This is a genomic window from Actinomadura sp. 6N118 (assembly GCF_044326415.1).
Classification (GTDB): Bacteria; Actinomycetota; Actinomycetes; order Streptosporangiales; family Streptosporangiaceae; genus Spirillospora.
Genome location: NZ_JBIRAZ010000013.1, coordinates 304,395 through 319,109 on the forward strand (window position 1 = coordinate 304,395; position 14,715 = coordinate 319,109).

At 71.7% G+C, this 14,715-nt stretch carries 16 protein-coding genes; 9 read left to right on the forward strand and 7 right to left on the reverse strand.

The features are described from left to right. Window positions 1–43: 43 nt before the first annotated feature. Complete coding sequence (locus ACH34W_RS31995) at window positions 44–532, reverse strand: GNAT family N-acetyltransferase (protein ID WP_395964863.1); 489 nt, start codon at window positions 530–532, stop codon at window positions 44–46. A gap of 93 nt (window positions 533–625) precedes the next feature. Here ACH34W_RS31995 and ACH34W_RS32000 point away from each other — a divergent pair, with 93 nt between their 5' ends. Then, on the forward strand, window positions 626–1,612 hold the full coding sequence (locus tag ACH34W_RS32000; RefSeq protein ID WP_395964864.1) for a hypothetical protein: 987 nt from the start codon (window positions 626–628) through the stop codon (window positions 1,610–1,612). On the opposite strand, the gene ACH34W_RS32005 is transcribed toward ACH34W_RS32000, so the two are convergent. From ACH34W_RS32005 to ACH34W_RS32015, 3 genes are read right to left on the reverse strand one after another with little or no spacing between them, the layout of a single operon-like run. Further along, on the reverse strand, window positions 1,593–2,378 hold the full coding sequence (locus ACH34W_RS32005; RefSeq protein WP_395964865.1) for an ABC transporter permease: 786 nt from the start codon (window positions 2,376–2,378) through the stop codon (window positions 1,593–1,595). The genes ACH34W_RS32000 and ACH34W_RS32005 overlap by 20 nt on opposite strands. Next, complete coding sequence (locus tag ACH34W_RS32010; protein ID WP_395964866.1) at window positions 2,375–3,895, reverse strand: ABC transporter permease subunit; 1,521 nt, start codon at window positions 3,893–3,895, stop codon at window positions 2,375–2,377. The genes ACH34W_RS32005 and ACH34W_RS32010 overlap by 4 nt, the downstream gene beginning before the upstream one ends. After that, complete coding sequence (locus tag ACH34W_RS32015) at window positions 3,892–4,923, reverse strand: ABC transporter ATP-binding protein (protein WP_395964867.1); 1,032 nt, start codon at window positions 4,921–4,923, stop codon at window positions 3,892–3,894. The genes ACH34W_RS32010 and ACH34W_RS32015 overlap by 4 nt, the downstream gene beginning before the upstream one ends. Window positions 4,924–5,088: 165 nt before the next feature. Between ACH34W_RS32015 and ACH34W_RS32020 the strand changes: the two genes are divergently transcribed. Further along, window positions 5,089–6,174, forward strand: coding sequence for a sensor histidine kinase (locus ACH34W_RS32020; RefSeq protein ID WP_395964868.1), 1,086 nt, complete (start codon window positions 5,089–5,091; stop codon window positions 6,172–6,174). Next, a complete protein-coding gene (locus tag ACH34W_RS32025; RefSeq protein ID WP_395964869.1) occupies window positions 6,171–6,845 on the forward strand; it encodes a response regulator in 675 nt (224 codons plus the stop codon). The genes ACH34W_RS32020 and ACH34W_RS32025 overlap by 4 nt, the downstream gene beginning before the upstream one ends. Window positions 6,846–6,886: 41 nt before the next feature. On the opposite strand, the gene ACH34W_RS32030 is transcribed toward ACH34W_RS32025, so the two are convergent. Together ACH34W_RS32030 and ACH34W_RS32035 are read right to left on the reverse strand one after the other, a co-directional pair. Continuing rightward, complete coding sequence (locus ACH34W_RS32030) at window positions 6,887–7,543, reverse strand: response regulator transcription factor (RefSeq protein ID WP_395964870.1); 657 nt, start codon at window positions 7,541–7,543, stop codon at window positions 6,887–6,889. Further along, on the reverse strand, window positions 7,540–8,730 hold the full coding sequence (locus tag ACH34W_RS32035) for a sensor histidine kinase (protein ID WP_395964871.1): 1,191 nt from the start codon (window positions 8,728–8,730) through the stop codon (window positions 7,540–7,542). The genes ACH34W_RS32030 and ACH34W_RS32035 overlap by 4 nt, the downstream gene beginning before the upstream one ends. A 118-nt stretch (window positions 8,731–8,848) precedes the next feature. On the opposite strand from ACH34W_RS32035, the gene ACH34W_RS32040 reads away from it, so the two are divergent. From ACH34W_RS32040 to ACH34W_RS32055, 4 genes are all read left to right on the forward strand, one after another. After that, entirely contained in the window at window positions 8,849–9,397 is a 549-nt protein-coding gene (locus ACH34W_RS32040; protein ID WP_395964872.1) for a hypothetical protein, read from the forward strand. A gap of 179 nt (window positions 9,398–9,576) precedes the next feature. Continuing rightward, window positions 9,577–10,626, forward strand: a complete 1,050-nt coding sequence (locus tag ACH34W_RS32045; RefSeq protein ID WP_395964873.1) for a peptidoglycan-binding protein — start codon at window positions 9,577–9,579, stop codon at window positions 10,624–10,626. Next, complete coding sequence (locus tag ACH34W_RS32050; protein ID WP_395964874.1) at window positions 10,623–11,348, forward strand: ABC transporter ATP-binding protein; 726 nt, start codon at window positions 10,623–10,625, stop codon at window positions 11,346–11,348. Before ACH34W_RS32045 ends, ACH34W_RS32050 begins: the two co-directional genes overlap by 4 nt. Beyond that, a complete protein-coding gene (locus ACH34W_RS32055) occupies window positions 11,345–12,541 on the forward strand; it encodes an ABC transporter permease (protein WP_395964875.1) in 1,197 nt (398 codons plus the stop codon). The genes ACH34W_RS32050 and ACH34W_RS32055 overlap by 4 nt, the downstream gene beginning before the upstream one ends. A 79-nt stretch (window positions 12,542–12,620) precedes the next feature. On the opposite strand, the gene ACH34W_RS32060 is transcribed toward ACH34W_RS32055, so the two are convergent. Further along, window positions 12,621–12,836: a hypothetical protein gene (locus ACH34W_RS32060; RefSeq protein ID WP_395964876.1), complete on the reverse strand. Its 216-nt coding sequence runs from the start codon at window positions 12,834–12,836 to the stop codon at window positions 12,621–12,623. A gap of 27 nt (window positions 12,837–12,863) precedes the next feature. On the opposite strand from ACH34W_RS32060, the gene ACH34W_RS32065 reads away from it, so the two are divergent. Next, window positions 12,864–13,040 (forward strand): hypothetical protein, encoded by a 177-nt coding sequence (locus tag ACH34W_RS32065; protein WP_395964877.1) that lies wholly within the window; start codon window positions 12,864–12,866, stop codon window positions 13,038–13,040. 266 nt (window positions 13,041–13,306) lie between these two features. Then, window positions 13,307–14,674 (forward strand): flavin monoamine oxidase family protein, encoded by a 1,368-nt coding sequence (locus ACH34W_RS32070; protein ID WP_395964878.1) that lies wholly within the window; start codon window positions 13,307–13,309, stop codon window positions 14,672–14,674. The last annotated feature ends 41 nt before the right edge of the window (window positions 14,675–14,715 follow it).

The window sequence follows — 14,715 nt, forward strand, 5'->3', positions numbered from 1 at the left end:
GGGCGGGACCGGGCTGGCGGGACCGGGCTGGCGGGGACCGGCCTCAGCTGCCTGGATGGCGCATGACCAGGCGCGGGCCCAACTCGTGCAGGCCCGCGGCGATCTCCGCCTGCCAATGCGCGCGCAGCTCCGGGCCCCACTCCGACTCCGGCATTTCGACGAAGCCGAACTGCGCGTACCACGGGCCGTTCCACGGCACGTCGCGGAAGGTGATGAGCGTCAGCTCGCCGCCGTCGGCGTCGCCGATGACCCGCTCCATCAACGGGCGGCCGAGCCCGCGCCCGGTGTGGTCGGCGTGCAGCGCGATCTGCTCCAGATGCCGGTGGCCGTCGACCTCGATGACCGCCGCGAACCCGATCGGGGGATCACCCACCACCAGCAGCTGCAGCGCGCCGGCGGCGACCTCCTCGATGACCGTGGGGCCGACCGGGAAAGCGATGCCCAGCGGGCCGAACACCCCGTCCGCACTGCGCTCGATCTCGGCCAGCAGGGGCAGGTCACGGTCTTCGGCGGGGCGGACGGCATAGGCCATGGCGGCGATCGTAAGCGATCACGTGAGGATGCGACACTGTTCCCGTTGCTCCGGCGAGGTCGAGCGAGCTTACTGGTGGGAGCGAGGTTGCCGGTGGGGGAGACGGAGGCCGCGTCGCTGGCCGCGGCGAAGGTACGCGAGGCCGCCGGCGGGACCGGCAGCCGGGTGCGGCTCGCCACCGAGTTCTACACCGCAGCCGGCCGGGCACGCGCCTCCTACGGCCGGGCCGAGCTCGCGTTCCTGCGCTGGGAGATCGCGCGGGGCGTCCTGAACCCGCCCACCGCCGCCCGGCCCGGCAGCCCGTGGTGGCGCGCGGTCAACGACCGCCTGCTGCGCGACAAGACCGAGGCCGCGCTGCTGTACGAGGCGGGAGCCGGCAGATCCCCGGCAGGCGGCAGATCCCCGGCAGGCGGCAGGTCCTCGGCCCGGAGCGTCGAGCTGTGGGGAGAGTTCCTGCGCGCCCCGTCACCCTCCTCCTGGTACCGCGCCCACAACTCCAGCGTCGTCGCCGGATATCTGGAGAACGTGGAGCTCGCTGAGGCAGAGTTGCCCCCCGAGCGCTTCATGATGAACGTCGCTCTCCTGCGGGTCCTCTACACCCACGCGCTGGCGGCACAGCCGAGGCTGGCACTGGGCTCGTTCGGCACGATCGGGCGGCTGGCCGGAGACCCGCGGCGCGGCTCGGTCGGCTTGTTCCTCGACCTGCGCCGCGCCTTCCCCGAGCGGTACCCGCTCACCGGCCTCACGGTCGAGGACATGGTCGCCGCCGAGGGGCCGCTGCCACGGCTGCTGGACTGGGGCATCATCGCCCCGCGGCTGACCGGGCTGTACTCGTTCGCGGCGGCATCGTTCGGGGAGCCCCGCGTCATGGGGATGATCAGCGGCGGGGTGCCGTGCTACGCCTTCCCCGCGGCACGTCCCGAACTGTGGCGCCAGGCGGGCGGCGGGATGCTGACCCGGTTCGCGGCGTACGCCACCGGCGCGGGCCGCACCCGCCAGAGCGGCACCCGCCAGAGCCGCAGCCCCCGCCGCCGTCCGCGCCGCCGGGCCGCGTCCCCGTTCAGGGATCACGACGGATGAACGCGGCGCCACCCGCCAGCAGGGCACCGGCCGTGTAGGCGGCGAGCACCCCCAGCCCCGCCCATGGCCCGATCGGCAGCCGGTCCAGATCCCGTGTCGCCTGCACGGCCATGCCCGCGCTCGGCGCCGCCTTCTCCAGCCGTTCCCGCCACTGCGGATCACCCACGAACTGGACGGCCAGCGGAGCGATGTAGAACAGCGTCAGCACCGCGGTGATCGTCCCGGCGGTGTCGCGCAGCAGCGCCCCGGCGCCCAGGCTCAGCAGGCCGACGAGAACCAGGTACAGCACGGTGCCGGACGCGGCCCGCAGCGTCGGCTCAGATCCCAGCGACAGAGGCGGATAGCCGTTGGCCGCGGTGAACCCGTTCCCCTCGAGGAAGAACCGGCCGGTGAGCAGGGAACCCGCCACGCCCAGGACCGCGGCGGCCAGCACGACACCCGCCACGACGGCGGCCTTGGCGAGCAGCACCACGGCCCGGCGCGGTGTTGCCGCCAGTGTCGTCTGGATCATCCTGGTGGCGTGCTCGTTGGTGATGACGAGCGCGGCGAGGACGACGACGGCGGCCTGCCCGAGCCAGGTTCCCGACAGCGTGAGCTTGGTGGTGTCCTCATGGCAGCCCTGCGGGGTCGGGCAGTCGGCGGCGTCCACCGACGCGGTGAACGCGACGCTCAGCGCCACGGTGACCGCGACCACTCCTACGAACGACCAGCCGCTGCTGGGCAGCGTGCGCAGCTTGGTCCATTCGGCGTGCAGCGTGCGGATCATGCGTCCCTCCGGCGCAGCAGCCAGTACGCCAGCCCGAGAGCCACCGCCGTGTAGGCGGCCAGCACGCCGATGCCCGCCCACGGCTCGGAGTAGTAGCAGCCGTCTTCGGGGATGCAGACGCTTTCCACCTGGGGATAGTTCGTTCTGGTCTGCTGGATCGACAGGCCTGCGCCGGGGGTGAGGCGCATCATCCAGGTGGCCGCCGAGATCGGCAGCGCGGACGCGATGATCGTCGGCAGCACGAGGAGCGTGATGATGCCGGCGATCGCACCCGCGCTGCGCCTCAAGATCGTGCCGACGCCCAGGCTGAACACCGCGACCAGTGCCAGGAAGAGCGCGGTGCCCGCCACCGCCCGCATCACCGGCGGCTCGGTGAGCGACGGCTCGGGAAAGGCGGGTGGCCCGAACCCGCTCGACCGCAGCACCGGCTGGGACACAAAGAACAAGATGACGGCGGCGACCAGCCCGGTGGCGAACGTCACGGCGCCGATCACGACGGCCTTGGCGGCCAGCACCCGGCCGCGCCGCGGGCTGGCGGCGAAACTGGTCCGGATCATGCCGCGCTTGTACTCGGCGGTGATGAACAGCACGCCCAGCGCGATGGCCGCGATCATGCCGATCATGACGCCGGTGAAGGGAAGCCGGACCGGATCGTCCTCCACGGGCAGGGGTGCGATGTCGCCCTGGCCGCGCAGTGTGAACGTGCCCGCGCTCTCGGTCCCTTGGAATTCGTCCTGGGAGTCGTCGTCGCCCACGCGGATCGGGCGCACGGCGGTGCTGGTCCACGGAGCAGCCTGCTGCCGGGGCTCCACGCCGACGCCGTCGAAGGTCGCGGTGACGATCGAGGTAGTCTGCCCGACCGACGTGGTGCCGAACTCCCGCTGGACCTTGAAGACCCCCGGCGACGTCGTGAACAACCCGATCTCGGCGCGTTGCGGCAGCTTGGGCAGTTTGACCGTGCCGACCGTGCGCCACGTCCTGCCGTCGGGCGACTCGTAGCCCGTGACGGACGTGCCGGCACGGACCAGGCGGAGCCAACCCGGTATCACCTGGGACTTCCCGGCCACGTCCTTGGTGAAATCGGACTGCAACCGGACGCCGTGGCCCGGCGTGACCATCACCGCCGCGTACGTCGAGCCCGGCTTCGTGCCCGCCTTGATGATCAGACCGGCCTTGGCCCAGCCCGCCATCTTCTGGCCGCCGGGGTTCTTCAGCGAGGTCACGCGCGCGGTGATGCCGCCGTCCCCCTGCAGCGGCCGGTGCGTGAACTGGAAGACATCATTGACCCGGGTCCCGCCGGGCCCGACCGTGATCTCCTGCGGCCGGGTGTTCACATCGGTGCCGCTGCCCGAAACGATGAACAGGCCCATTCCCACCGTGAGCACGGCCATGGCCAGCATGCCCAGTGTCCATCTGCGCACCGACCGGAACTTCGTCCACTCAGCGCGCACCAGCCGCCCGAAGCCGTCCCGGGCCACGGTGATCGAACTCTGGAACCGCGTCGTCGTGGTCGTCATCCCTGGTCCCGTCCGGTCGTGGCCGACGAACTCGCCGAGTCGCCCGGCTCTCCCGTACCCTCCAGACCTCCCGAGCCGGCTGAGCCATCCGTGCCGGCTGAGCCGCCCGTGCCGCCCGCGCCGCCTCGGAAGTCGACTGCGTTGCGGGTGAGCTCCATGTACGCCTCCTCCAGGGACGCACGGTGCTCCGCGATGCCTGAGAAGGTCACGCCGCCCTCGTTCAGCAGCGCCACGATGCGTTCGGCGGCCAGCCCCGACACCGTCAGCGTGTCAGGTCCGTTCGCCGCCACGGACGCACCGGCGTCGGCGAGCACCGTCATGGCCTTCTGCCGCCGGCCGGTGCGGAGCATCACCCGGCCGCTGGACGCGGCCGTGAGCAGCTCCCGCACGCTGGTGTCGGCGACGACCCGGCCGCGCCCGATCACCACCAGATGGTCGGCGCTGTCCTCCAGCTCGCTCATCAGATGGCTGGAGACCAGCACCGCGCGCCCCTCCGCCGCCAGTGACCGCAGCAGCCCGCGGATCCAGGCGATCCCCTCGGGATCCAGGCCGTTGACGGGCTCGTCGAACATCAGCACCGGGGGGTCGCCGATCAACGCCGCCGCGATGCCGAGCCGCTGCCGCATGCCGAGTGAGAACCCGCCCGCCGCCCGCTTGGCCACCGACCGCAGGCCGACCAGGTCGATCACCTCGTCCACCCGCCGCGCGGGCAGCCCGTTGGAGTGCGCCATCCACAGCAGGTGGTCGCGCGCCCGCCGGCCGGGATGCACCGCCGACGCGTCCAGCAGCGCACCGACCTGGCACAAGGGGGAACGCAGCGTCCGGTAGGGACGGCCGCCGATGAGCGCGCTGCCCTCGTCCGGCCGGTCCATCCCCATGATCATCCGCATCGTGGACGACTTGCCCGCGCCGTTGGGCCCGACGAACCCCGTGACCTGCCCGGGCTCGACGGTGAACGAGAGGCCGTCCACGGCCACGGTCGGTCCGTAGCGTTTGCGCAGCCCGCGAACTTCGATGGTGGCGTTCATGACCAGGAGACTAGGAATCCTGCCCCTCGCTGTCGTCCCGCACCGGAGTCATCTTCGCCGGAGCGGACCGGGGGACAGGCCGATGCCACGTCCCTCTCACGGGGGACGGCCGAACTGTTGATCAGGGGGACGCCAAGGCCCGCCCCGGTCGGTGAGAATGACGCTGTGGAGCTGCCCGAGGCGGCGCGCGGCCGCGCCCCCGTCATCGCCGGAGCCGTGCTCGGCATGGTCGCGCTCGCCGAGACCGTGGCCCGCACCGGCGTCGGCGCGAACCTGCCGGTGGGCGTCCTGCTCGCGCTGTGCGCGACCGTGCCGCTCGCGGTCGCCGGCCGGCACCCGCTCGCGGCGGCCGTGACGGTCACGGGCACGACGCTGCTGTCGGTCCCGTTCTACTGGTCGCCGCTGTTCACCGGGATCGCCGCGTTGATCGCCGCCTGGTACCTGGTCGCACGCCGCAGGCTGGCCCGGGTGCGCGCCGCGGCCGTCGAACGGGACGCGTCGCGGCGCGCCATCGAGAGCACGCTGATGGAGTTCACCGCGCGCGGCGAACGGGCCCGCATCGCCCGCGAGCTCCACGACGTCGTGGCCCACCACATCTCGATGATCTCCGTGCAGGCCGAGACCGCCCGGCTCGCCGTGCCCGGCATGCCGCCTGAGGGCGCCAAGCACCTGCTCGCCATCGGCGACACCGCCCGCACGGCGCTCACCGAGATGCGCCGGCTGCTGGGCGTCCTGCGGGAGGACGCCGGCGCCGAACCCACCCGCCGGCCGCAGCCCACCCTGGAGCAACTGCTGGAACTCATCGACGAGACACGCGAGTCCGGTGGCGTCACCGCCCGCCTCATCCTGCGAGGCCGCGCCACGCCGCTGGACCCGGGCGTCGAGCTGACCGCGTACCGCATCGTGCAGGAAGCACTCACCAACGCCCGCAGGCACGCCCCCGGTGCCGCCGTCGACGTCGAGCTCCACTACGACGACGATGTGCTGCACCTGTGCGTCCGCGACAACGGGCCAGGCCCGCCGCCCACCGACGCCAACGGTGACGGTGGCGGTGGCGGCGGGCGGCACGGGAGCTCGTACGGAGGCGGGCACGGAAGCTCGCACGAGGATGGGCACGGGGGCGGGCACGGCTTGCTGGGGATGCGTGAACGCGCAGCGGCGGTCGGCGGCAAATTGCATACCGGACCGGCGCCGGGCCACGGGTTTCTCGTCGAAGCCACCCTCCCGGTCACGGCGGGAGAGGACCGGTGAGCGCGCCCGTCCGTGTCGTGGTGGTCGACGACCAGGAAGTGGTCCGGGCCGGGTTCAGCGCCCTCCTGGAGACGCAGCCCGACCTGACCGTGGTCGGCACCGCCGCCGACGGCGCCGCGGCGATCACGGCCTGCCGCGAGCAGTGCCCGGACGTCGTGCTGATGGACGTGCGGATGCCGTCCATGGACGGCATCGAGGCCACCCGCCGCATCACCGCCGCGGCCGGGGACGGCTCCTCACCGCGGATCGTCATGCTGACCACCTTCGACCTCGACGAACACGTCTACGACGCGCTCGTCGCGGGCGCCAGCGGGTTCCTGCTCAAGGACGTGACGGCGGAACGGCTCTTCGACGCCGTCCGGGTCGCGGCGGCCGGCGAGGCCCTGCTCGCGCCGAGCGTCACCCGCCGGCTCATCGGCGAGTTCGCCCGGCTCCGCCCGCGCCCGGTCGCGCCGGCGCTCGGCGTGCTCACGCCCCGCGAGACCGACGTGCTCCGCCTCGTCGCCGAGGGCCTGTCCAACGCTGAGATCGCCGCGCGGCTGACGGTCGGCGAGGAGACCGTCAAGACCCACGTCAGCCGCGTACTGCGCAAACTGGGCCTGCGCGACCGCGTCCAGGCGGTCGTGACCGCCTACGAGTCGGGCCTGGTCGTGCCCCGCACCGGCGGCTGACCGCACGTGCCCCGCACCGGCGGCTGACTGCACGTGGCACGTCACTCGGCGATGCGGTAGCCGACGCCGGGCGTGGTCGTGATCACCGGCGGGTCGCCGAGCTTGCGCCGCAGCCGGCCGACGGTCACCGGGACGGTGTTGGTGAACGGGTCGGCGTGCTCGTCCCAGACCTGTTCGAGCAGGTCTTCGGCACTGAGGAACGCGGGTGCGGCGCGCAGCAGCGCCTCCAGCACGCCGAACTCCTTGACCGACAGGCTGAGCATCCGCCCGTCGCGGACCACCGTGCGCCGCACGGGGTCGAGCTCGATGCCCGCTGCGCGGAAGACCCGTGCGCGTGCGCCGGGGCGGCGGCGGGCGAGCGCGCGCACCCGCAACACCAGCTCCGGGAAGTGGAACGGCTTGGCCAGGTAGTCGTCGGCGCCCAGGCTCAGGCCGCTGACCCGGTCGCCGGGGGAGTCCGCCGCGGTCAGCATGAGCACCATGACGGGCCGCTCCGCCTCGGTGATCATCCGGCAGAGGGTGTCGCCGTGCAGCCCGGGAAGATCGCGGTCGAGCACCACCACGTCATAGGAGACATCGAGCTTGGTGGCCGCGTCGAGCCCGTCGTAGGCGACGTCCACGGCCATGCCCTGGTCTCGGAGCCCCTCGGCGACCACGTCGGCCAGGGCGCGTGAGTCTTCGACGACGAGCACTCTCATGCGCTCGCTCCAGCGACGGCGCTGGCGCTGGTGCTGGTCTCGATGTCCATGTGTGTGAGCGGCAACGTGACCGTCACGCGCAGGCCGCCGCCAGGTAGCGCGAGCAGTCCGAGCGTCCCGCCGTGGACCTCGGCGATCGCCTCGACGATCGACAACCCGAGCCCGCTGCCCCGGTCAGAGCCCGTGCGGTCAGCGCCCAGGCGGCGGAACGGCTGGGTGAGGTCAGCGAGGTCGTCTTGCGCGAGGACGGGGCCGCCGTTCTCGACCACGAGTTCGGCGAGGTCTTCCCGCACCGCGGTACGGACACGGATCCACCCGCCGGGCCGGTTGTGGGTCACGGCGTTGTCGATGACGTTCTCGACCAGGCGGGACAGCAGTGTCTCGCTGCCCCGGACCCGCGCCTCCGGGCTCGTCTCCAGGTCGACCTGGAGTTCGAGCTCGGCGATGACGTCGTCGCGGCGTTCGAGCGCGGCCGCGGCGACGGCGCCGAGGGCCAGGGTCGACTCGTCGGCGACCGGGGCGTGCTGGGCGCGCGCGAGCGTCAGGAAGCTCTCCAGCAGCCGGTCGACGTGATCGAGCTCGTGTCTGATCCGGTCCGCGAGGGTGACGGTCTGCGGGGGCAGCGGCCCGGGTTTGGCCATCGCGACGTCCAGCGACGCCCGCATGGTCGCCAGCGGCGTCCGCAGCTCATGCGAGGCGTTGGCGACGAACCGCCGCTCGAATTCGAACGAGCGCTCAAGCCGGGCCAGCAGATCGTCGAACGTGTCGCCCAGCTCCTTGAGCTCGTCCTCGGGCCCGGGCAGGTTGAGGCGTTCGTGCAGGTTGGTGGCCGAGATCTGGCGCGCGCTCGTGGTGATCGTGCGCAGGATCCGCAACAACCGGCCCGGCACCAGCCAGCCCAGCACCAGCGACACCACCGCCATGAACGCCAGCGCGAGCCCCGCGGCGGCCAGCAGCTGGCTCAGCTCGGAGTCATCCCGGCTGTCCTCGAACGTGCCGGGCGCGCCCCGTGTGCCGGATGCGCCAGGCGTCGGATGGACGGCTCCCGGGTCGGCCGGGGCCGAGACCGAGGAGCCCTGATACAGCGCGATCATGATGGTCAACAGAGCCGCGCCCGACCCGAGGAAGACCCCGAAGTAGAGCAGGGCGAGACGCATCCGGATCGTGCGTCGTGGCAGGTGGAACACGGCCCAAGGATGCCTCATCGCGCCTAACAACGAAATAACGGATCATGTTGGGCTCGTGTTAGCGCCTCCTGCGTAGAACGGCCTCTGACAACCAGCGGCCGAGCAGTGAGGAAAGAACATGGCAACCACATGTACGGCGGGAAGCCGCGCGGCGCGCATCGCGGTGGTGACGACCGCGCTCTTCGGGCTCGTTCTCACCGGCACCGCCTGCTCTGGCGGCGAGAAGGAGAAGAGGGGCGGGGGCGCGAACGGCGGCGCGGCGGCGAACGGCTCCCAGGGGGAGCTCCTGGCCAAGCACGTCGAATACTCCAAGTGCATGCGGGCCAATGGCATCAAGGAGTTCCCCGACCCCGAGAGCGACCCGGGCGGAGGCGTCGGATTCTCAACCAACCTCGACGCCGACGACCCCAAGTACAAGGCCGCCGACGGCAAGTGCAAGTCGTTGTTGCCCGCGGAGCCCGCTGCGAACGACCCGCAGGCGCGCCAAGAGGCCGTCAAACTGGCCGGCTGCATGCGGTCCAACGGCGTCTCCGACTTCCCCGACCCTGACGGCAAGGGCGTCTTCCACCTCAAGGACGTCGACCGCGAGGCTCCGCAGTACCGCACCGCCATGGACACCTGCCAGAAGCAGACCGGCTTCAAGGGCCCGATGCGTGTCGAGAACTGATGACCAGCAGAGCCGACCACGAAACCATGAACGCCGAACCACACACGCCGCCTGATGGTCCGAAACCAGAGCCGGGGCTGAAACCAGAGCCGAGGTCAGGGGCGAAGCCGGGGCTAGGGGCGAAGCCGAAGCCGCCACGACGGTCCCGAAGCGCCAGGCGCCTGACCGGACCGGTCATCATGGCCTCCGCGGGCGTCCTGATCGCGGCGGGCGCCGGGGTCGTCATCGCCGATCCGTTCGGAATGCGGCCCGAAGACCCGCCGCTGCGGGGCGCCAACGCGACCGGACTGGCCCAGGTGGCCAAGGAAACGCTGTCGGCCCGTACCCAGGAAAGCGGGACACTGGGCTACGCGGGCAGCTACGAGGTCGTCAACCAGACCGATGGCACCCTCACCAAGCTCCCGGCCGTGGGGCAGGTGATCCGCCAGGGCCGAGCGCTGTACCGGGTCGACGGCAAGCCGGTGATCCTGCTGCGCGGCAGCGTCCCGGTCTACCGCGACCTGTCGCAGGGGAGCAAGGGAGCAGACGTCCGGCAGCTGAACGCGGCGCTCGTCGCCCTGCGCTACGCCACCAAGGCCGAGATCGACCCGGACTCCGACTACTTCGGGACAGGGACGTACCACGCCCTCCGGGAGCTGCAGGACAAGGCGGGCCTGGCGGAGACCGGGATCCTGACCCGCGGCCAAGCCGTCTTCGTGCCGGAGACCGAACTCAGGATCACCAAGATCACTGCGGTGCGCGGCGGCGGGGCGGCGCGCGGTGCGGTGGTCCTGCGGGCCTCCTCCACCCGGCGGCAGGTCTCGATCTCGATGCACGCCGGCCAGCAGGGCGAGGTGAAGGCCGGCGACAAGGTGACCATCTCCCTGCCCACCGGCAGGAACACCCCCGGCGTTGTCTCCTCGGTGGGCAAGGTGGCCACGAAGGGCGACAAGAGCACGACCGTCGATGTGCGGATCAGGCCGTTCAAGCCCAGGGAGACCGGCATGCTCGACCAGGCGCCGGTCCAGGTCTCGATCGTGACCGACACGGCCAAGGACGTGCTGTCGGTCCCGGTGAACGCGCTGCTGGCGCAGGCGGGCGGCGGCTACGCCGTCGAAGTCGTCGGGACCGACGGCACCCATCGCCTGATCCCCGTGAAGACCGGGCTGTTCGATGACAGTGCGGGCACGGTCGAGGTCAGCGGCAGCGGCTTGGCGGCCGGGCAGAGCGTCGTGGTGCCGGCCTCATGACCGGAACGGACGACACAGCGGTGCTGCAACTGGACAAGGTGTCCAAGGTCTATCCGGGCACGGTTCCGGTGACGGCGCTGGAAGAGGCCAGCTTCACCGTTCACCGCGGCGACCTGGTGGCGATCGTCGGCCCGTCGGGATCGGGCAAGTCGACCCTGCTGCAGGTGATGGGAACGCTGGACCGGCCCACATCAGGCACGGTACGGATCCTCGGCGACGACGCCGCCGCGATGTCCGACCGCGCCCTCGCGGGCCTGCGGGCCGAACGGATCGGATTCGTCTTCCAGCAGTTCTTCCTGGCCGACCACGCCACGGCGGTGGAGAACGTCGCGGACGGGCTCCTCTACGCAGGCGTCCGGCACCGGCAAAGAATGGCCGCCGCCACCGCCGCCCTGGAACGCGTCGGTCTCGGCCACCGGCTCGACCACCGCCCCTCGCAGCTGTCGGGCGGGGAACGGCAGCGCGTCGCGATCGCCCGGGCCCTGGTCGGCGACCCGGCGATCGTGCTGGCCGACGAACCAACCGGCAACCTCGACAGCGTCTCCGGCGCCGCCGTCTACGAGCTGCTGACCGAGCTCAACGCCGACGGCGCCACCATCATCATGATCACCCACGACCGTGAGCTGGCCGCGCGGCTCCCGCGCCGCATCGAGGTCCTCGACGGGCGCATCGTCGCCGACGTGACCGAACAGCCGCTGCTTGCAGGAAGGCAACTGCCATGACGGCCTCCATTCCGGGCCGGCTGCACCCGGTCGACCTCGCCCGGGTCGCCGCGGTCGGCCTGCGCACCCGCCGGACGCGGGCCGCGCTGTCGGCGCTGGGCATCGCCATCGGCGTCGCCGCGATGGTGGCGGTCCTCGGATTGTCGGCCTCGTCCCAGGCCGGGCTTCTCGCCGAGATCGACAAGCTCGGCACCAACCTGCTCACCGTCGCCCCGGGCCAGTCCCTGACCGGCCAAGACGCCCGGCTGCCGCTCCAGGCACCCGGGATGATCGGGCGGATCCCCGCGGTGGAGGCCGTGCAGAGCACCGGCGACACCAAGGTCAACGCCTTCCGCAGCCCGCTCATACCAGGCCTGCAGACCAACGGGCTGACGGTCAACGCGGCGAGCCTGGATCTGCCCGCGGCGGTTCGCACCACCGTCGCCGAAGGCCGGTACCTGAACGCGGCGACCGCCACCCAGCCGGTGGCCGTGCTCGGCTCGGCGGCGGCGCGTCGGCTGGGCATCGCCCGCGTCCACCCGGGGATGCGGATCTGGGTGGGCGGGCAGTGGTTCTATGTCAGCGGCATCCTCAGCCCGGCGGCACTGTCACCCGAGATCGACTCCTCAGTCCTGGTCGGCTACCCGGCGGCGCGGCGATACCTGGACTTCGACGGGCATCCATCGATGATCTATGTGCGGGCCCGCACCGGCCATGTGGAGGAGGTCCACGGGCTGCTGGGCGCGACGGCCAACCCCAGGAACGCCGGTGAGGTGCGCGTCAGCCAGCCCTCCGCCGCGTTGGTGGCGCGGGCGGCGGCCGAGTCCGCGCTGAACGGCTTGTTCCTCGGGCTCGGCGCGGTGGCGTTGCTCGTCGGCGGCATCGGAGTGGCCAACACGATGGTCATCTCCGTACTGGAACGCCGGTCGGAGATCGGGCTCCGGCGTGCCCTCGGCGCCACCAGGGGCGGCATCCGGCTGCAGTTCCTGTCCGAGGCGGTCCTGCTCGCCGCACTCGGCGGCGCCGCCGGTGTCGCACTCGGCGTGGCCGCCACGGTCGTCTACGCGTCCGTGAAGGGCTGGGCGACGATCGTCCCCATGCTGGCGTGGGGCGGCGGCCTCGGCGCAGCCGTCGTCATCGGCGGCGTCGCGGGCCTGCTCCCCGCCCTGCGAGCAGCCCGCATGCCCCCCACCGAAGCACTCAGAACAGCCTGACGCCCATGGGGGGCCGAAAGGGCATTTCGCGCGGCTCATCCCTCCACCCTGCTCACGCTTGACGGCAGTCGAGGGCGGCCTACTCCATGACCTTGTGCGCGTCGCGTTCGAACGACGCCCTGGCCCTGAGCGTGAGAAGTCCGCCGGCGACCATCGGGATCACCAGGACGTACATCCCGGCGAGCAGCGACCCGAGCCGGCCCGAGGCGATGCCGACGACCAGGGAGCCGAGGGCGCCGCCGCCAGGGCCGCGGCCGTCGGGATCGAGCCGGCGGCGGTGTCGCTGAAGCCCCATTCGCTCTGAACGGCCGGGAGCACGCCGATGAGCAGGTTGTGCTCGATCCTGTCCACGAATCCGACGATGAACAAGACGACCAGCGGCGCCCAGCCGAACGGCGCACGCGAACGCGCGTCGACGGCGCCGGTGCGCGGCGAATCCAACGCGCTGACCATGCCACCCTCTCCGTTGGAGAACCATGATCGCAGCGCGCGACCCTGACCACCCATACCGACGATCGCGTTAGCCCTGTGCGGGGTGCGGGGTGCGGGGTGCGGGGTGCGGGGTGCGGATCGGCCGGGCGTCGGTTGCCTGCGGGAAGTTCGGCGCGGGGTTCGGGGATGTCGATGGCTTGTTGACACCCCGGCGGCGTGCCGGAAATGATCTGTGCGCACAAGTGAATCGCAGAAGTCAGCGCCGTGGTGGCAGGTGGGTGCGCTGGCGTGTTCGTGCATGTCGCGAACACGACCAACACCCCAGGAGGTCGCATGTCCCACCACAATCCAGGCGTTGACGTCATCGTGATCGGCGCAGGTATGGCCGGTCTCGTGTGCGCGGAGCGGCTCCGTCGCCGCGGGTATGACGTTCTTCTCGCCGAGGCCCGTGATCAGGTTGGTGGCCGTACGGCCGGCATCGAGGTCGATGGCGAGACCGTCGATCTCGGTGGCCAGTTCATCGGACCGGGCCAGGACCGCATCTACGCGCTGGCGGCCGAGCTCGGCGTGGCCATCTTTCCGACGCACACCGCGGGCGCGAACGTACTGGAGACCGAGACCGGACGGGTGCGCCGGTTCCGCGGCATGGCGCCGAAACTCGGTCCGCTGACGCTGCTGGACGTGGCACGTGCCCAATCCCGTCTTGGCCGGCTCGCCCGTACCGTCGATGCCGAGACCCCGTGGTGCGGCCCGAACGCGGCCGCGCTCGATGGGCAAACGCTGCAGTCCTGGATCGACCGCACGGTCAAGACCCAGGGCGGGCGTCGGTTCCTGGTCTGTGCCTGCCGGGCGATCTGGGCCTGCGAACCCAGCGAGCTGTCGCTGTTGCACGCGCTGTTCTACATCAAGGCCGCAGGCAGTCTGGCCGCGGTGACCGACGTCGAAGGCGGCGCGCAGCAAGACCGGCTGGACGGCGGGGCATACGGCGTGGCCACCAGGCTCGCCGAGCGGCTGGGCGCCGCGATCCGGCTGAACGCGCCGGTCCAGCGGATCGAGCAGAACGATTCCGGTGTCGTGGTCACCGTCAAGGACGGGACCACATGGCACGCTAGGCACGTGGTGGTCGCGGTTCCTCCTCCGCTCGCGGCCCGGATCGCCTTCCATCCACCGCTGCCGGCCGCGCGCGACAACCTGCTGCAGCGGCTCCCGATGGGCAACGTGATCAAGTACGTCGTCGGCTACCCGGCACCGTTCTGGCGGCAGGCCGGCCTGAGCGGAGCCGCCCTCAGCCTGCGCGGCCCGATCGCGCTGACCGTCGACAGCAGTCCACGGTCTGGCCGGCGCGGCGTACTGATCGCCTTCGTCAACGGCACACCCGCCCGCGACCTCGCCACGCGCTCTCCCGAGGACCGCCGCACGACCCTTCTCGACTCGCTCGGCCGCCTGTTCGGCCCCCAGGCCGCCACACCGGTGAGCTTCGTCGAGCGGAACTGGAACGAGGAAGCATTCACCCGCGGTGCCTACTCGGCGCTGTTCCCGCCGGGTGCGTGGACTCAGCTCGGCTCCACGTGGCGCGCGCCCGTCGGCCGAATCCACTGGGCGGGGGCGGAAACCTCGCCACGCTGGTACGGCTACATCGACGGCGCTGTTCGATCCGGAGAAGCCGCCGCGGACGCGGTGGCACGGGCTGAACTGCACTAACGGGCCTTGAATGTCGGTGAGTTCCGAGAGCACCGCAGTTC